A 16660-nucleotide genomic window follows, 5' to 3' on the forward strand; every position below is an offset into this window, starting at 1 on the left:
CAGGGTGGTCGCTGCCGGCACGCTCGCAACCACCCGGCTGTCACGCGCCAGGTGCCCGGTATGCCACCTCCATCCGCGCGGCATCGTCGATCTCCTCTGGCGTCAGCAGGACAGCCGTCTTCGTGCGTACCGCCCCGGACGCCGTGTCGGTAACCCCACCCGCTGGACTGGTTTTCCCTGTCGTGACCGTCGCGGGCGGCCCCCGGTCATCGGCCAGGGCGGCGAAGCTTTCGGTCCTCTCGATGTCGCCGTGCGTGCTGAGAACTGGACAGCGAATGGCCTGGGAACTGGTCAGGCGAAGAGCCGACACTCGGCGGGCTGGTCCTGCGACGGCGAACCCCGTGCCGCTGGCGGTGCCGTCTCCATGCCACCGAGGAAGGCTGATCGATCGTGACCGAACGCGTACGCGTGGCCGTGCTGGCGGGTGGGCCGTCCGCCGAGCACGAGGTGTCGCTGCAGTCGGCGCAGGCCGTGCTCGATGCTCTGCCGAGGGATCTGTACGAGCCCGTCCCCGTCGTCATCGACCGGCAGGGCAGGTGGCCGGTGGAGCTGCGACGCGAGCTGGCGGATGTGGTCTTCCCCGTGCTGCACGGGCCGTTCGGTGAGGACGGCGTCGTCCAGGGTCACCTGGAGACGCTGGGCATCCCGTACGTGGGCTGCGGCGTCCTGGCCTCTGCCGTGGCCATGGACAAGGTCGCGATGCGGCGCACGTTCCTGGCTGAGGACATTCCGGTCACCCCACATGTGTGGTTCACCGAGCACCAATGGCGCACCACCACCGACTACTGGGGTCTGGTGAAGTCGCTCGACTGGCCGATGTACGTCAAACCGGCCAACATGGGCTCCTCCGTCGGCATCTCACGTGTCACCTCCATGGAGGAGCTGCGCGCGGGCGTAGATCTGGCGCTGGCCTACGACCGGGTGGTCGTCGTCGAGCAGGGCGTGACCGCGCGCGAGGTCATCTGCGGCGTGCTCGGCGGCTACGACACTCCGGATGCTTCGGTGCCCGGCGAGCTCATCGTGCCCGGCGACTGGCTCGACTACGAGGCCAAGTACCTCAGCCGGGCCGAGATCGCCGTCATCCCTGTCGCGCTGCCGGAACGGGTGGCCGAGGACGTGCGCGAGCTGGCCCTGCGCGCCTTCCGGGCGATCGGCGGCTACGGCCTGTCCCGTGTCGACTTCCTCTATGAGGAGGACACGGGACGCCTTTACGTGCTGGAGATCAACACCATGCCCGGCTTCACCTCCCGTTCCGTCTACGCCAGGGCCTGGGCCGCAAGCGGTGTCCCGTACCCGGACCTGCTGCGCCGCCTCATCGACCTCGCGTTCGCCAGGAGCGGCTCATGATCCCCATGACGCTGAACAAGATCGCGCAGGTCGTCGGCGCAAGCCTGCATGACGTGCGTGACCCGCAGGCGCCGGTGACGGCGCCCTCGGCGGTCGACTCCCGCGAGGTGGTGCCCGGCGGCCTGTTCGCCGCGACGGTCGGCGCCCGCGTTGACGGTCACGACTACGCGGCCGTTGCCATCGCGGGCGGCGCGGTCGCCGTGCTGGCCTCCAGGCCCGTCGGCGTGCCCGCCCTCGTGGTCGACGACGTCCAGCTCGCGATCGGCCTGCTGGCCAGGCACCTGCTCGAACACATCAGCCCGACCGTGATCGGCCTGACCGGCTCCGTGGGCAAGACCACGACCAAGGACCTGCTGGCCCAGGTGCTCGAACGGCACGCCGCGACGGTCGCCACCGACAAGTCGTTCAACAACGAGCTCGGGCTGCCGCTCACCGTGCTGCGTGCCGATGCCACCACCCGATACCTCGTGCTGGAAATGGGTGCGGGCCGGAAGGGCGACCTGACGTACCTGACCGGGCTCGCACCGCCCCAGGTCGGGCTGGTGCTCAATGTCGGCACCGCACATGTGGAGCGGATGGGAGTCGGGCCGGCCGACGTGGCCGAGGCCAAAGGCGAGCTGGTCGAGGCACTTCCGGCGGACGGGTTCGCCCTGCTCAACGCCGACGACCCGTACGTCATGGGCATGGCCGGCCGCACCAGGGCCCAGATCCTGTTGTACGGCAGGTCGGCGGAGGCGCGGGTGCGAGCCGAAGACGTGCGGATGGCCGACCGCGCGCGAACCGCGTTCGAGCTGGTGACGCCCTCCGGCCGCGCCCCGGTCGAGCTCGACCTCATCGGCGAGCACCAGGTGAGCAACGCCCTGGCCGCCGCCGCCGTCGCCACCGCACTCGGCCTGGGCGTCGCCGAGATCGCCGATGGGCTGAACGCCGCACGGCGGCGCTCCGCGGGCCGGCTGGAGATCGTCGAACGACCTGACGGCATCACCATCGTCAACGACGCCTACAACGCCAGCCCCGAATCCATGCGGGCCGGGCTGCGGGCCGTGAAGGCCCTGGCCGGCACCCGTCGTACCGTCGCCGTGCTCGGCGCGATGGGGCAGCAGGCGGACGCCTCCCGCGCCCGGCACGCGGAGATGGGCAGGCTCGTCGCCGACCTCCGCTTCGACGTGCTGATCGCGGTCGGAGCAGGGGATCCGCTCGCGATGGCGGAGGCAGCGGAGTCCTCGAACCAGGGCGTGGCCGTCCATGCCGTCGAGGACGTGGCCGGGGCCCTCAGGCTGGCCACCGCGCTTGTCGAACCGGGAGACGTGGTGTTCGTCAAGGCCTCCAGCGAGATCGGGCTCGGCGCCTGCGCCCGTGCGCTGGCAGGCGCCTGACCGTTGGCGCATCGCCTCGCCGCGACGACCGCGACCTGCGTCCGTTCGGCGGACCAGCCGGTCGCCCAACGGCCGGAACGACTGAACAGCTTTTGGTCTTCTGAATGAGCAGGCGCTCCGCCTAGCCTGCCGGCACAAGCTGGCGAAACGGAGTTCCATGCGCACTATCGGTCTCATCGGCGGGTTGAGCTGGGAATCGACGGTGATCTACTACCAGATCATCAACCAGCGGGTACGCGAGCGACTCGGCGGCAGCCATTCCGCCAACAGCCTCATCTGGTCGGTCGACTACACGACCGTCGAGGACCTCATCTTCGCCGACCGCTGGGACGGGGTGAGTACGCTGCTGACCGGTGCGGGCAGGAAACTGGAGGATCTCGGCGCCGACCTCCTGCTCGTCTGCAGCAACACCTTCAGCCGGGTGAGCGACGACGTGGAGCGGGCCGTGAGCGTGCCCGTGCTGCACATCGCCGACGCCCTGGGCGCCGAGATCCGCGCCAGGGGCATGCGCAAGGTCGGTCTGCTGGGCACTCACTTCACCATGGAGCAGCCCTTCTACCGGGATCGGCTGGCCGCCCACGGCTTCGACGTGGTCGTCCCGCGGCGCGAGCAGCGGGAACTGGTCCATCGCGTGATCTTCGACGAACTGGTGCGCGGGGTGCTCCGGCAATCGTCCAGGGACGCGTACGCCCAGATCATCGATGATTTGGCAGACGACGGCGCTGAAGGCGTCATCCTCGGCTGCACGGAGATCGAGCTGCTGATCAGTGAGAAGGACAGCGCCATCCCGGTGCTGCCGAGCGCTCGACTGCACGCGGAGGCGGCGGCCGGCTTCGCGCTTGCCGGCTGACACGCCCTCGGTCGCGTTCGTTGTGGGCACGATGTGGCGGCTCAGGTGGATCGGTACGCCGGAGCGTCGGTGCCATACAGCTCCCGGTGCCACAGGTCGGCGCAGACCCGTCCGATGCCGGCCGTCAGATGGCGGCGGTAGGTGGTGAAAGGGAGGCCGAGTCGTTCCGCGGCCAGCTCCTGGGTGGGCGTGCTGCGGAGGAACGTGACGGACAGCGCCCGGTGGAACTTGACCGAGCGCGGATCCGCACGCAGGTCGTCGATCGCCTGGCGTAGCAGGTCACCCAGTGCCGTGGCCGGGTTCTGCCCGGCCCGCTCGGCGATCAGCCTGGTGCGCGTCAGTGGGGAAGCGGCCAGCGCGTCCAGCCGCGACAACTGGCGCAACGCCTTGCGAACCGCCTCGGCGAACTCCGCCTGGGACAGCACCGCCAGTTTCGCCGTCGCGGCACTCGGGCTGGCAGGCCCCGCGACGAGCAGTCGGTCCATCCGCTCCAGCCACGCCTGCGCCGGCACCGCGCGCCAGTCATGAACGAACAGGGTGTACGCGTCATCCCCCGGCCGTGGCCGCTCGGAGATGTCACGCATCCCGTAATGCCGCCGTAGATGCTCCACCCACGCGTGGTTCGGATGCCGTATCTCGATATATGACCATGCCATCCGCTCGGACCGTAAACAGTTGCCGATCATTCGCCACTGGATCAAATCCATCACCGGCGAGTTCCCGCGATACGGCGGCAGCGCCCAAAGCCGGCTGACCGCCAGATGTTCACCGGCGCGCAACGGCGTGGTGGCACGCGCATGCGCCCACGCCATGGCCACGACGGGATCGGCCGTCAGCTCCTCCTCATCGAGTTCCGCCAACCGCAACCACGCGGAGAAAGCCACGGGCTCGCCGGTTTCAGTCCGCCGATACAGCCGGAACGCCTCCAGCTGACGTTCCGCCCAGAAGGCGGCACAGCCCGCGGACGCCGCACCCTCCGCTGCCGTCGCCACCCGGAGCAACGTGCCGACGTCCTCCTCCCGCAACGCCTCTTCCTGGAACTCGCCCTCGTCGTGGCGGCCGTGGAAACCGGCCGGCGCCCCGTTGTCGCGATGCAGGTAGAGCAGTGCCGCCACCGCGCCGAGCACGTCCACATCGCTCGCCGTGCGCACCCTCTCCGCCAGATGCGCATGAATGCGGTCGTGCATCACCGCGTACCCCTCGGGATCCCGCCATCGCAGGTCCGCCTCCAGCACCTCCCGCACCACGTCATGCGGAAACAGCCCGAGACTGCTCGACTCCACGAACGGCAACCGCCGCAACCACCGGAACAACGTCCCGGCGTCCTCCGGCAAGGCCGCCCGCAGCAGGTCCTCCGTCGTCATGTACGCATGCGCGCAGATCTCCAGAGCCTGCCGATGCGCCGCCGAAGGCAACTCGCCCACCAGCTGATCCAGCAACGTGGCCACCACGTCCTGATTCGGCATCCACCGCCTGCCGGCCCCGCCGTCCTTCACCGCCACGGCCGCCCCCAGCAGCAGCGCCAGCGGATGACCACCGGCGAAGGCCAGCAGCGGCTCGCGCAACTCGGCCGGCACCCCGGAGGAGTCCATCAGGGCCTGCGCATCTCCGGCCCGCAGGTCGCGCAGCGGCAGCACCTCCAGCGCCCCCGCCCATCCCGGATCCACCTGCCACCGCATATCCGGAGGGTTTCGCCCCGCGATCACCACCAGCACTCCCAAGGGCACCCGCGGCAGGAACCGCTCGCGCAGCCATCCCTCCAAGCCCTGAATTCGTTCGAAGTTGTCGACCAGCAGCACCGCGTCCGCATCGCGAAGCACCAGCTCGGCCTCAGGCTCGGACGCCGCGGGCGACGGCTCCAGCATGCCCCCGTCCACCATGGACACCGGCCGCCCCGCCACCGCCGCCTCGTAAGCGAACCGCCGCAACAGGGCCGACTTCCCGATGCCGCCGGGACCGTGCACGTACAGAACGCTGCAGCCGCCGCCGTACAACGCCGCGTTGAAGACCGCGAGCTCTTCCTCCCGCCCCACGAACGCCATCTCGCGCGCTGCTTGCAGGCGCCATCCCAGCGATCCGGACTTTCTGTTACTCCCCGATGACATGCCCCTGACCCCTCTCCGAACGCCCGAGCGATTACATGGGTGGACCCGGACCTGGGCTACAGCTGGTCCCAGTTCCCGACGACGTGGCCCACGCCGGGGTGGGGCCGTCGTCGTGGTGGCGTGCCGCCGCTGTCTGGGCGGTGCTCGAAGTGCCACCATTCGTTGTCGTAGATGCGGTAGAGGTCGTAGCGGGCGCCGTGTTCCTCGAGCCAGCGCGCGCCTTCGTGGGGGCGCACGTCCAGCGCGATGCCCTTGACGTGGTTGGATTCCGCCGGTGGTAACACGAGCATTCGTGCCAGGGCCGGGGAGCCGGAGCGGCGCACCTCCTCGTCGAACATCCGTAGTTGGACAAGAGGATCGCGGTATCCCGAGGTGAGGCCGATGAGCTGGCCGTGACGCCAGAGCGCCTCGGTGCGTGCCGCGACGAACGCCGCCATGGCGCCGTCGGTGAGCCCGGTGAGGTCCTCGGCGGGGAATCGCATCCGTAACGCCCAGCGGCAGGCCAGTTCGCGGGCGCGGCCGGGACGGCGAACGAACGCCACGGGCAGCAGGAGCACGGCGAGCACCAGCGTGACCGCGGCGTACAGCCGGTCCCGGGGCCGAGGTGGGATGGTGCGTGGTTCGTCCATGACGAACTACGATTGGCGCCGAATATGCGTGCGTTGTCCGCCGCATGTCACCGTTTGTCGACGGCGGCCACCGCCGGTGCGACCGTGACACAACCATGACACGACGCGGACGAGGCGGGGACACAGCCCGCCGACAGTGGATGGGGTTGACCGGCGGACGAGTTTACGGAGCGTGCTGTTGATACTCGGCGGCGTGTCGCGGGTGTTGTTGATCGAGGATGACCCGGCCGTGCGGGAGGGCCTCGAGCTGGCCCTGACCCGGCACGGGCACCGGGTGCGCGCGGTGGAGTCCGGCGAGCAGGGGCTGGACCGGCTGCGTGCGGACCTTCCCGACGTCGTCGTGCTCGATCTGATGTTGCCTGGCATCGACGGGTTCGAGGTCTGCCGCCGCATCCGGGCAGCCGGAGAGGTACCGATCATCATGCTGACCGCGCGCGGCGACGACATCGACGTGGTGGCCGGGTTGGAGGCGGGCGCCGACGACTACGTGGTCAAGCCGGTGCAGCCCAGGGTGCTCGAGGCACGCATTCGCGCGGTGCTCCGGCGGATCGGCCGGGACCAGGCGGAGCTGGAGCGGCACGGGGACCTGACCATCGATCGGGCCGGGCTGGTAGTCGCCAACCGCGGCGTGCCGGTCAGCCTCGCCCCGACCGAGCTGCGCCTGCTGCTCGAGCTCTCCGGCACGCCGGGCCGGGTGCACAGCCGTCAGCAGCTGCTGGAGTCGGTGTGGGAGCACGGGTATTTCGGCGACTCGCGTCTCGTGGACGCGTGCGTGCAGAGGTTGCGCGCGAAGATCGAGGTCGACTCGGCGGCGCCCGTCTACGTGCAGACGGTGCGTGGGTTCGGGTACCGGTTCGGGCCGGTGTGAGCCGCCGGTGACGCCTCGGCCGAGCCTGGGGCTGCGTGCCCGGCTGTTGTTCGCGTTCGCACTGCTGTGTGTGGTCACCGCGGCGGCGGTGGCCGGCGGGATCTACGTCCTGGCCCGCAACGACATCCTGCAGCGGACCCAGGATGCGGCGGTGCAGGCGATGAGAAGCCGCCTGGAGGCGCTCTTCCCGTTGCGGAGTCCGGCGCCGGGCCCGGCCGAACTCGACGAGATCGCCCGCACTGTGACCGACCGGTGCAGCTTCGCGGTCGCCGTCTACCACGAGGCGCACTCGCCGTCCGGCCGGCTGGGATGCGGGAGGCCGGGCGGGAACCCGCCGATCCTGGATCTCGGGGTGATTTCACCGGGGCTGCGGCAGGTGGTGGCCGGCGGCGAAGTCGCGTGGCAACGCGTGGTGTGGCAGGGCGAGCCCTTCCTGATCATCGGCGCGCCGTTGCTGATCGTCGAGCGGGACCGGACGACGCGGGTGTCCGGCATCGAGGTCTACACCGTGCGCAGCCTGCTTCCCGAACAGCGCAGCATCGACAGGCTCGCCGCGCGCGCCTGGCTCACCGGCGGGGCGGCCCTGGCGTTCGCGGTCGTCCTCGCGTTGCTGGCCACCCGTGGCGTGCTGCGCCCGGTGCGCGAGCTCGGCCGGGCGGCACGCCTGCTGGGCGAGGGCGAGCTGCGGACCAGGATCGCGGTCAGCGGCTCCGATGAGCTGGCCGACGTGGCACGCACGTTCAACAACACCGCCGCGGAGCTGGAACGGCACGTCAAGCAGCTCCGCGAGATGGAGGCCGACGCCCGCCGGTTCGTGGCCGACGTGTCCCACGAGCTGCGCACCCCGCTGGCCGCGCTCGCCGCGGTCGCCGACGTCCTCGACGAGGAGGCGGCCGGGCTGCCCGAGCCCGCCGGCAGGGCGGCCAGGCTGGTCAGCCAGGAGACGCTCAACCTCACCGGGCTGGTGAACGACCTCATCGAGATCAGCAGGTTCGACTCCCGCGTCGCGGGCCTCGTGCTGAACGAGGTCGACGTGGCCGAGCTGGTGCGCTCGACCTTGCATGCCCGGGGCTGGTCGGAGCCGGTGCACACCGAGCTTCCACCCGCGGTGACGGCACGGCTGGACCCGCGCCGAGTGGACGTCATCCTCGCGAACCTGGTCGGCAACGCCCTGCGGCACGGCGAACCACCGGTGTCGGTACGGCTTTCCGCCGACCCGCACTGGATCGCTCTCGAGGTCCGCGACCACGGACCGGGGCTGGACGAAGCGGTGCTGCCGCACGTGTTCGACCGGTTCTACAAGGCCAACGCGGCCAGGGCCAGGTCCGAGGGCAGCGGTCTCGGCCTCGCCATCGCGCGGGAGAACGCGCGCCTGCACCGAGGCGACCTCACCGTCACCAACGCCCCGGACGGCGGCGCCGTCTTCACGCTGCGCCTGCCACGCCAGGCACACGATCCGGACGGAGGCCCCGAGTGAGAACCGGGCTCGCCCGCCGCGTGCTCGCCGCGGGCCTCATATCGCTCGTCGCCGTGGCCGGCTGCGGCGTGCGGCCCAGCGACGTCATCCCCGCCGGCGACCCGCCGAGCGGAGCCGTCGAACCAATCACCACGATCACCCTCTACCTGGTCGAGAACGACCGACTCAGCGCGGTGACGCGGCCCGTTGGTGGTCCGCTGTTCCAGGCGGACACGCTCGCGCTGCTGGCAGCCGGACCCACCGCGAGGGAACAGGCGCACGGACTCACCACCGACGTCCCGCCCGAAGCCGGCCCGTTCACGGTGACCGCCATGCCGGGCCGCGACTTGGTGGTGACTCTGTCCACTCCGGCCGACGAACTGTCCGCACTGGCCGTCGAGCAGATCGTGTGCACGGCCGCCGCCGCGGCGTCGGAACGCCCCGCCCAGGTCACCGTCATCGGTGCAGGGCAGAGCGTCGGCCCCCGGAACTGCCCGGGGTAACCCTCTTCGGCGCCTTCCGAGCCGGCGCGCTGATCGGCAAGATCGCCGAGAGGCCGGCGCAGGTCACTGAGGAGGACTTGGCTGCGGCGAAGGCGTCGGGCTGCACCGAGGAGCAGCTTTTCGAGTTGGTGGTATGCGCTGCGGTCGGTCAGTCCGCCCGGCTGTTTGAAGCGGGACTGGCGGCCCTGGCCGAGGCGACCGCCGAGGGGAGGCCGAATCATGCGCCTTGACGTCCTCAACCACGGTTATGGCCCCGGAACCAAGCTGCTGTTCGCGCTCATCCTTCTGTTCTCCGGGCACCCGGTACCGGACGCCGCCAAGCTGGTCTACTACCGGCCCGATTTCTACGGCGCCCGGGCCAAGGAGTTCACCCACGAGGCGATGCGCGGGCCGTCCGCCTGGTCGGTGGGCGACCGGGAGTTGATGGCGGCCTACGTGTCCAAGGTGAACGAATCCGCGTTCTGCGTCGGCGCGCACACCGCGACCGCAAGGCAGGCGTACCAGGACGGGCCACGAGTCGCGGCGGTGCTGGCCGACCTGGAATCGGCCCCTGTCGCAGAGCCGCTGCGTGCAACACTGCGGATGCTCGGCAAGCTGACCCGGGAGGGAAAGGTCAGCGCCGAGGACGTGCGGGAGGTGCTGGCCGCCGGTCTTCGAGGCAGGAGCCAAGTACCTGCTCAAGCGGGGTTACCGGTAGCCCACTCAGCGCGTGGAGCACGGACAGATGACCGCCACCCGGTGAGCCGGTGCTGAGAAACGAAAGCCCGCACTATTACGACACGCAGAAGAGGGGCCCGCACGCGCGGCGCCGACGCTCCTGCGTCCTCGCACTGATCGGCGGGTGCGTGTCGCCCGGGCATCGACCGATCGTCCCATCGCGTCCGCGGTACCTCCACAGCACTCCGCCGTGCCGACTACATCCACCACCTGCCAGTTGCTCCAGACGCGGGCAGTAACGACCGCGGCTTCTCCATGAAGACGCTTCCTAGGCCGCGCACGTGTAGCCGGCCGGCGCCTGGGTGTTCCCCGCGGGCCGGGTGGCCTGGAAGCCGAACGTGGTGCTCTGGCCGGGCGCGAGCGCGCCGTTGTGCCCGGCGTTGCGGAAGGTCACCGTCTGCCCGCTGGTGGTCGGCGTGGCGTTCCACGACCCGGTGAGGGCGTGCCCGACAGGCAGGGTCAGGGTCACCGTCCAGCCGTTGATCGCCGACGTACCGGAGTTGGCGACCGTTACGGGCTGGATGACGTACCCGGTGCCCCATTGGGTCTGGGTCGTGGGCGTCACCGTGCAGCCGCCCGTGCCGCCGCCGCCCGAGCCGGTCGTGACGGTGACCGTGTTGGACAGGGGGGAGACGTTGCCGGCCGCGTCGCGGGCGCGGACCTGGTAGCGGAACGTGGTGCTCGAGGCCAGCCCCCCGTCCGTGTACGAGGCCGTGGCCGACGTGCCGATCTGCGCGAACGAGCCGCCCGACGCCCCCGGCGCGCGCAGGACGTCGTAGCCGCTCACGCCCACGTTGTCGGTCGAGGCGCCCCACGCCAGCGTGATCGCGCTCGCCGTGGTGCCCGACGCGGACAGGGTGCCGGGCGTCGTGGGCGGGCTCGTGTCGTTGCCGCTGGTCGCCCTCGGTACGCGGATGATGCGGTCGTCCTGCGCCACCGGCGTGCCGCGTCCGTCCCGGTTGCTGGTGGCCACCCACAGCCATCCGTCGGGCCCGACCGCGACCGCGCGCAGCCGTCCGTAGGCCGACCTGAACTCGGCGACCGGCGTCCCCGCCGTCCCACCGCTGGTCAGCGGCACCGCCCAGATCCGCTGGCCGCGCAGCGCCGCCGCGAACAGCGTGTCGTTGGCGTACGCCAGCCCGCTGGGGGAGGCCTCGGCCGTCGTCCAGGTGACGATCGGGCTGCGGAAGGAGCTGTTGCCGCAGTTGCCCTCGCACGTGGGCCAGCCGTAGTTGCCGCCGGCCACGATCTGGTTGACCTCGTCCCAGGTGTTCTGGCCGAACTCGGTGGCGTACATCCTGCCCTGCGCGTCCCAGGCCAGGCCCTGCACGTTGCGGTGTCCGTAGCTCCAGACCCGAGACCCGGAGAACGGGTTGTCCGAGGGGATCCCGCCGGTCGGGGTCATGCGCAGGATCTTGCCGGCGGGCGTGTTGAGGTTCTGCGCGTTGGCGGTGTTGCCGGCGTCGCCGGTCGCCACGTACAGCATGCCGTCAGGACCGAACGCGATCCGGCCGCCGTCGTGGATCGTCGCGCTGGGCACCCCGGAGAAGATCACGGTCTGGGTCTGCGGCGCGCTGAGCGTCAACCTGACCAGGCGGTTGTCGCCGGCGGTGCTGGTGAAGTACGCGTACACGTAGCCGTCCTGCGCGTACGTCGGCGACACCGCCAGGCCGAGCAGCCCGCTCTCCCCCGACGCGCTGACCCCGCTGATCGTGGCCACCGCGCTGGGCGTCTGTCCCGGGCGGACCTGCATGATCCGTCCCGTGTTGCGCTCGGACACGAGGCCGCTGCCGTCCGGCAGGAACGCCATCGCCCAGGGCACCTGCAACCCGGTGACGGACACCTCCGCCCTGGAGAAGTCGAACCCGCCCACGACCTGCGCGTGCGCTGCGGGCGCGTGGATCGTCGTGGCGAGCAGGGCCAGGATCGCGGCCAGAGCGGCTGGCAGACGCATGACGGACTCCTTGACGGGGTCACCGTACGGATGTCAGCACCGTAGGCGTACAGCCCCTCATCCCTCAATCGTCGCCCCGGCCGGATCCTCGCCATCTGGGAGAACTGGCGACCGACCCGTGAAACTTTCAATCAGAGCCGGCGTTTCCTGGTCAGATGGCGGCGGGCACCTGACCAGCCGAGGGCAGCCGGTCACGCCGATCCAACCGCCTGACGGCCAGTGCCGAGGTCAGCCCCGCCACAGCCAGCAGCAGCCACGGCAGGCCGGCCAGCCCGCGCGAGCGAGCCACGTCCACCAGAGCCCCGGCCAGCAGGTTTCCGGCCAGGAGGCCGACGCCGGACAGCAGGTTGTACAGCCCGTAGTAGGTGCCGATCAGCCGATCCCCGGCCATGTCGGCGATGGTGGCCATCTCGAACGGGAAAGCGACCAGCGTGCCCACGGTGAGCAGCAGGGTGCACGCCACGATGGACACCAGGGCCCACACCGGCGGAAAAGGCAGGTGCGCCACCGCTGCGGGTGGCAGGAACGCGAGTCCCATCAGGGCCAGGCCGCGGCTGATCGCCTGGCCGCGGCGCCACCGGGCCGAGCACCAGGCGGTCAGGCGCACCTGGGCGGCGATACCGACCAGCGCCGAGATCGCGTACAGCGCCATCACCCCCTCTTCGCCGCCGCCGAGGCGGTCCACCTCCAGCGGCAGCGCCAGATACATCTGATACGACAGCGCGTACGAGGCGATCATCGCCGCGGCGAAGGAGACGAAGGCCCGATCCCCGAACGCCTGCCGCCAGTCGCACAGCACAGGCCGACGCTCTCCCGCAGGGCCACGCCGGATCGGAAGGCACAGGCCCTGCAGGACGGTCAGCACCGCGAAGACCGCCGCGGCGGACAGGCACACGGCGGTGAACCCGCCGTTCAGCAGCGCGATGCCGGCCAGCGGGCCGAGCAGGATGCCGCCCTGGTAGAACACGTTGAACACGGCGAACGCCGCCACCTTGCGCTCGCCGGCCTCGCACGCGAGATAGGCCCGGGCCGCGGGGTTGAACAGCGCTCCGGCGAACCCTGTGACGACGGCGGCCAAGATGAGCAGTGGCAGCGACGTTGTCAGCCCGAACAGGGCGAACCCGACGGTCCGCAACGCGCACCCGAGCATGATCAGCGGCTTGTAACCGAGCCGGTCCGCCAGGGTGCCGCCGATCAGGAACAGGCCCTGCTGGCTGAAGCTGCGCAACCCCAGGATCAGCCCGATCGTCCAGGCGGCCAGGCCCGCGCCGGTGGACAGATGCTGGGCGAGGTAGGGCATGAGCATGTAGAAGCCGAGGTTGATGCCCGCCTGGTTGATCTGCAGGAGCTGGATCGGCCGGTCGAAGGAGCGGAACTCGGCCAGCACGCCCCTCACCGCTGACCTGCCAGCGGGTCGCTCACGTCGGTGCAGCGTGTCCAGCGGTGCACTTCCCGCTCGGCCGGTACGCGCAGCCGCTCACGGCGGCCCTGCTGCCAGCCGCCGATCGGGTGCGGCTCGGTGACGATCTCCAAGCGCGCACCGTAGGAGGCCAGCAGCCGGCACATCAGCGGCTCCATACCGGGGTCTCCCACCAGCACCACCGGATGGCCGTAGACGATACCGGCCAGGGCCAGGCCGAGCCCCAGAGTGCCGCTGGTCGACTCGATGATCGTCGAGCCTGGCTGGAGGTCTCCCCGAGCCCGGGCCTGACGCACCATGTGCAGGGCGGGGCGGTCCTTGATGCCGCCCGGATTGAAGCCTTCGAGCTTGGCCCAGAAACCTCCACCGCCCGGCACGAACGGCCCGGAAATGAAGGCCAGTGGCGTATTGCCGACCGTGAGAGAAAGCGCGGAATAGCCGACGGATGGCGCCTGTTGCGGGCGCGCGAAAGTCGCTTGCGATGACATTGGTGAATCCCTGAAGTGAGTGACGCGATTCGCGGCGTGACGGGATGACCGCGAACCTCGGCGGACAGCGGGCAGATTGATGAAGGCCACGAGTCCTATATGCGCATCACGCAGAGATTTTCCCAACAGGGTGCCGTAAGGCGGCAGGTGTCCGCCAGAGCTGACGAAGTCTCGGCGGCAAGGTGAGGGCAATTGACGGACAGAGCCGCAAGCTCGATCACGGGAATCGGGGTGCCGGTCGGCTTGATCGCCGAGCAGTCCTGTTCGGTCCCATGCTGGTGGCCCGCCGGCAGCTCACGATGCAAGCACCGTGCGCCCTGCTCGGCGGCTGCGAGACCGCCGTCTGCCAGGTGAGTGCTATGGGCGATGGGCTCCGACAGCTCCACCGCCGCGCAGGCGCCGCCGTGAGCGAACACCACACTGACCACCAAAGTGATCGCGAGCACCGCATGCGCCACCAGCCGACCGGCACCGGATACGGCCGAGCGGCGGATGGGGGCTGTTCGTGTCGCGAGCATCACGAGTGGTAATGCCCGCGAGCCGGCTGGACGCGCTCAGCAATAGCAAAGCTTCCGGTAAAGGCTGCGCCTTTAGGCGGCACGTCGGGCGCACCGACGATGATCACGGGGTTGTGTGTCATCCGCGCCATGTCCCGCCATTCGAGCCGTATTCGCCGACACGAAGAATAGGAACGTCGTGCCGTACGAAATATCGGCCACACTGGCAAAGCGCAGTGGACATGGGTGCCGCTGGTGAATGCCGCTGATATCAGGTGGAGTGCTCTATGACCCTGTCAAGACGCCGGATCGTCGCCGGGCTCGGCATGCTGGCCGCCGGCGCCCTGTCTCGCCCCGTGCCCCGCCCCGCCACGACCGAGACACCGCTGTCGAACGAGCTGACCGTGCCGCACGGTGTCGCTCCCGAGCAACTGGCCCGAGACGAGCGCTTCTGGGGCACTGTGGCCAGGCAGTTCCACCGCGCAGGTGAACACCCATCGCACTTGACAGGTGATCTGAATCATCCCAATCTTGCACATATGAACAGCTCTTCAGATGAGGGTGTGTTGGCCGTGGACGGCTGTCCCGTCAAGGTCGTCGACGCAGAGCGGGTCGCCGCCGTGCGTGAGCGGATGCCCGCCCTGGACGATCTCACCGACACGGCCGACGTCTTCGGCCTGCTGTCCGACCCCGGCCGACTGCGGCTGCTGGTCGCCCTGCTGGACGGCGAACTGTGCGTGTGCGACCTCGCCGCGGTGACGGGCCAGAGCGAGTCCGCCGTCTCCCACGCCCTGCGTCTGCTGCGCGCGCACCGCATCGTCGCCGCGCGCCGCGCCGGCCGGATGGCCTACTACCGGCTGGCGGATCCACACGTTCGGATGCTGCTCGACCTGGCGCTCGCCCACACCGAGCACACCGACGCCATCCACCCCGAGCGCGACGGGACACCGTGATGGGCACCGGACACGGGCACGGACACGGACATGGACATGGGGACGGGCACGCGGGCACTCGTCACCGCTGGCGGCTGGCGGTCTCCTTCGCCCTGATCGGCGCGTTCTTCGTGGTCGAGCTCGCGTTCGGCCTGCTCTCCGGCTCGCTGGCGCTGCTGTCGGACGCCGGCCACATGGCCGCCGACGTCGTCACGCTCGGCGCCGCGCTGGTCGCGACCAGGATCGCCGTCCGCCCCGACACCACCGGCCGGCGCAGCTACGGCTCCTACCGGGCCGAGGTGTTCGCCTCGCTGCTCGCTGTCGTGCTGATGCTGGTCGTCGCTCTGTACGTGGTCATCGAGGCCATCGGACGCATCGGCGGCCCAGCCGAGGTCTCCTCCGGGCCGATGATCGTCGTCGGTGCCATCGGCCTGGCCGTCAACCTCGTCGCCCTGCTGTTGCTGCGCTCAGGCGCGAGCGAGAGCCTCAACGTCAAGGGCGCCTACCTGGAGGTCGTGGCCGACACCGCCGGGTCGGTCGGCGTCATCGCCGCGGGCGCCCTGGTGGCCGCCACCGGCCAGGCGTTCTGGGACACCCTCATCGCGCTGGCCATCGGCGTCTTCGTCGCCGTCCGCGCCGTCGCCCTCGCCCGCCAGGTGTTCGCAGTCCTCGGCCAGCACGTCCCCGAAGGTCTCGACGCCACCGCCGTCGCCGCCGACCTGGCCGCCATTGACGGCGTCCGCGACGTGCATGACCTGCACCTGTGGACGCTGACCTCGGGCATGAACGTCGCCACCGCCCACCTGGTCACCGGCGACTCCGGCGACAACCACGCGGTCCTGGACCAGGCGCGCGACCTGCTACGCCGACGCCACGGTGTCGCCCACGCCACCCTGCAGGTCGAACCGGCCGACCACCACGGCTGCGACGAACTGGGCTGGTGACCCCGGTACGCCAGCCCGCTTTGACGACGTACGCGGCTCGGGCTGGAGTTCAAGCTCGATGAGCATTCGCCCGAGCACGCCGGCCGCGCGGTATGCCTCAGCAGCAGGGCGACGCCGCGGTGCCCTGGGCAGCCTCGGCCACCTGCTGCTCGCCAGCCGCGCCTACTGGTTCACCAGCAGCACCAGCTTCGCCAACCCCGCCGTCACCCTGGGCCGGGCCTTCACCGACACCTTCGCCGGAATCGCCCCTGCTTCGGTGCCCGGCGGCACCTCGGGTGCATCAGCAGTCTTTCGACTACCGACACAAGGATGGTGCACCAGTGAGCGTCACCACGAACCTGGACAGGACGGCCGGCTGAACGGGTACGTTCTGCGGTGGTGGCGGCCCACCACCGTTTCGATGGGCGGCCCATCCGTGACTTCGTTCCGATCTGCGCCGAGCGGATCGCCACAGAAGAACTGCGCCGGTCGGCCTCCTAGCGCTGATGTCTCTGCACGCCCGAGGAAGGCCAGATGGCCGGGCACTTCCAGTCAACGCCTCCGACCTGGATGCGGATACGGGCGGTGTCAGCCC

At 70.3% G+C, this 16660-nt stretch carries 15 protein-coding genes and 1 pseudogene; 10 read left to right on the plus strand and 6 right to left on the minus strand.

Translation table 11 applies throughout. From position 1 onward, the window contains the following. The first annotated feature begins 390 nt into the window (after positions 1-390). From V5E28_RS21295 to V5E28_RS21305, 3 genes are all read left to right on the plus strand, one after another. Positions 391-1347 carry a D-alanine--D-alanine ligase family protein gene (locus V5E28_RS21295; protein WP_336208733.1) on the plus strand — a complete coding sequence of 319 codons (957 nt, stop codon included), beginning with the start codon at positions 391-393 and terminating at the stop codon, positions 1345-1347. Continuing rightward, on the plus strand, positions 1344-2723 hold the full coding sequence (locus V5E28_RS21300; RefSeq protein WP_336208734.1) for a UDP-N-acetylmuramoyl-tripeptide--D-alanyl-D-alanine ligase: 1380 nt from the start codon (positions 1344-1346) through the stop codon (positions 2721-2723). Before V5E28_RS21295 ends, V5E28_RS21300 begins: the two co-directional genes overlap by 4 nt. Before the next feature lie 157 nt (positions 2724-2880). After that, positions 2881-3573, plus strand: coding sequence for an aspartate/glutamate racemase family protein (locus V5E28_RS21305; RefSeq protein ID WP_336208735.1), 693 nt, complete (start codon positions 2881-2883; stop codon positions 3571-3573). A gap of 41 nt (positions 3574-3614) precedes the next feature. Here V5E28_RS21305 and V5E28_RS21310 read toward each other — a convergent pair whose 3' ends face one another. Together V5E28_RS21310 and vanY-N are read right to left on the minus strand one after the other, a co-directional pair. Next, positions 3615-5615: an ATP-binding protein gene (locus tag V5E28_RS21310; RefSeq protein ID WP_336208736.1), complete on the minus strand. Its 2001-nt coding sequence runs from the start codon at positions 5613-5615 to the stop codon at positions 3615-3617. Positions 5616-5734: 119 nt separating this feature from the next. Further along, positions 5735-6307: a D,D-peptidase/D,D-carboxypeptidase VanY-N gene (vanY-N, locus tag V5E28_RS21315; RefSeq protein WP_336208737.1), complete on the minus strand. Its 573-nt coding sequence runs from the start codon at positions 6305-6307 to the stop codon at positions 5735-5737. Positions 6308-6500: 193 nt separating this feature from the next. On the opposite strand from vanY-N, the gene V5E28_RS21320 reads away from it, so the two are divergent. The 4 genes from V5E28_RS21320 (at position 6501) to V5E28_RS21335 (ending at position 9887) form a co-directional block, all read left to right on the plus strand. After that, the gene (locus tag V5E28_RS21320) at positions 6501-7175 is read left to right on the plus strand and encodes a response regulator transcription factor (protein WP_336208757.1); all 675 of its coding nucleotides are present in this window, start codon (positions 6501-6503) and stop codon (positions 7173-7175) included. Between the two features lie 7 nt (positions 7176-7182). Next, on the plus strand, positions 7183-8652 hold the full coding sequence (locus tag V5E28_RS21325; protein WP_336208738.1) for a HAMP domain-containing sensor histidine kinase: 1470 nt from the start codon (positions 7183-7185) through the stop codon (positions 8650-8652). Further along, positions 8649-9134: a hypothetical protein gene (locus tag V5E28_RS21330; protein WP_336208739.1), complete on the plus strand. Its 486-nt coding sequence runs from the start codon at positions 8649-8651 to the stop codon at positions 9132-9134. Before V5E28_RS21325 ends, V5E28_RS21330 begins: the two co-directional genes overlap by 4 nt. A 219-nt stretch (positions 9135-9353) precedes the next feature. Further along, positions 9354-9887, plus strand: a complete 534-nt coding sequence (locus tag V5E28_RS21335; protein WP_336208740.1) for a carboxymuconolactone decarboxylase family protein — start codon at positions 9354-9356, stop codon at positions 9885-9887. Between the two features lie 232 nt (positions 9888-10119). Here the strand turns inward: V5E28_RS21335 and V5E28_RS21340 are convergent, their stop codons facing one another. The 4 genes from V5E28_RS21340 to V5E28_RS21355 all read right to left on the minus strand — a co-directional run bounded on the left by V5E28_RS21340 (position 10120) and on the right by V5E28_RS21355 (position 14234). Further along, positions 10120-11805: a PQQ-dependent sugar dehydrogenase gene (locus tag V5E28_RS21340; protein WP_336208741.1), complete on the minus strand. Its 1686-nt coding sequence runs from the start codon at positions 11803-11805 to the stop codon at positions 10120-10122. 151 nt (positions 11806-11956) lie between these two features. Continuing rightward, positions 11957-13192 (minus strand): MFS transporter, encoded by a 1236-nt coding sequence (locus tag V5E28_RS21345; protein WP_336208742.1) that lies wholly within the window; start codon positions 13190-13192, stop codon positions 11957-11959. A 5-nt stretch (positions 13193-13197) separates the two neighbouring features. Beyond that, positions 13198-13713, minus strand: coding sequence for a pyridoxal-phosphate dependent enzyme (locus tag V5E28_RS21350; protein ID WP_336208743.1), 516 nt, complete (start codon positions 13711-13713; stop codon positions 13198-13200). A 95-nt stretch (positions 13714-13808) separates the two neighbouring features. Continuing rightward, positions 13809-14234: a hypothetical protein gene (locus V5E28_RS21355; protein WP_336208744.1), complete on the minus strand. Its 426-nt coding sequence runs from the start codon at positions 14232-14234 to the stop codon at positions 13809-13811. A 263-nt stretch (positions 14235-14497) separates the two neighbouring features. Here V5E28_RS21355 and V5E28_RS21360 point away from each other — a divergent pair, with 263 nt between their 5' ends. The 3 genes and pseudogenes from V5E28_RS21360 to V5E28_RS49580 form a co-directional block, all read left to right on the plus strand. Then, entirely contained in the window at positions 14498-15163 is a 666-nt protein-coding gene (locus tag V5E28_RS21360; RefSeq protein ID WP_336208745.1) for an ArsR/SmtB family transcription factor, read from the plus strand. After that, positions 15163-16086: a cation diffusion facilitator family transporter gene (locus V5E28_RS21365; protein WP_336208746.1), complete on the plus strand. Its 924-nt coding sequence runs from the start codon at positions 15163-15165 to the stop codon at positions 16084-16086. The genes V5E28_RS21360 and V5E28_RS21365 overlap by 1 nt, the downstream gene beginning before the upstream one ends. Positions 16087-16434: 348 nt before the next feature. Further along, positions 16435-16566, plus strand: a pseudogene (locus tag V5E28_RS49580) (three-helix bundle dimerization domain-containing protein); the annotation flags it as partial. Positions 16567-16660: the final 94 nt, after the last annotated feature.

The sequence above is a fragment of the Nonomuraea sp. LPB2021202275-12-8 genome, assembly GCF_037044575.1.
Lineage (GTDB): Bacteria > Actinomycetota > Actinomycetes > Streptosporangiales > Streptosporangiaceae > Nonomuraea.

Excerpts from the sequence above, each read along its gene's own strand:
- V5E28_RS21300 (WP_336208734.1), top strand. The coding sequence starts at position 1,344 with ATGATCCCCATGACGCTGAACAAGATCGCGCAGGTCGTCGGCGCAAGC.
- V5E28_RS21305 (WP_336208735.1), top strand. The coding sequence starts at position 2,881 with ATGCGCACTATCGGTCTCATCGGCGGGTTGAGCTGGGAATCGACGGTG.
- V5E28_RS21310 (WP_336208736.1), bottom strand. The coding sequence starts at position 5,615 with ATGGCGTTCGTGGGGCGGGAGGAAGAGCTCGCGGTCTTCAACGCGGCG.
- vanY-N (WP_336208737.1), bottom strand. The coding sequence starts at position 6,307 with ATGGACGAACCACGCACCATCCCACCTCGGCCCCGGGACCGGCTGTAC.
- V5E28_RS21335 (WP_336208740.1), top strand. The coding sequence starts at position 9,354 with ATGCGCCTTGACGTCCTCAACCACGGTTATGGCCCCGGAACCAAGCTG.
- V5E28_RS21340 (WP_336208741.1), bottom strand. The coding sequence starts at position 11,805 with ATGCGTCTGCCAGCCGCTCTGGCCGCGATCCTGGCCCTGCTCGCCACG.
- V5E28_RS21350 (WP_336208743.1), bottom strand. The coding sequence starts at position 13,713 with ATGTCATCGCAAGCGACTTTCGCGCGCCCGCAACAGGCGCCATCCGTC.
- V5E28_RS21360 (WP_336208745.1), top strand. The coding sequence starts at position 14,498 with ATGACCCTGTCAAGACGCCGGATCGTCGCCGGGCTCGGCATGCTGGCC.
- V5E28_RS21365 (WP_336208746.1), top strand. The coding sequence starts at position 15,163 with ATGGGCACCGGACACGGGCACGGACACGGACATGGACATGGGGACGGG.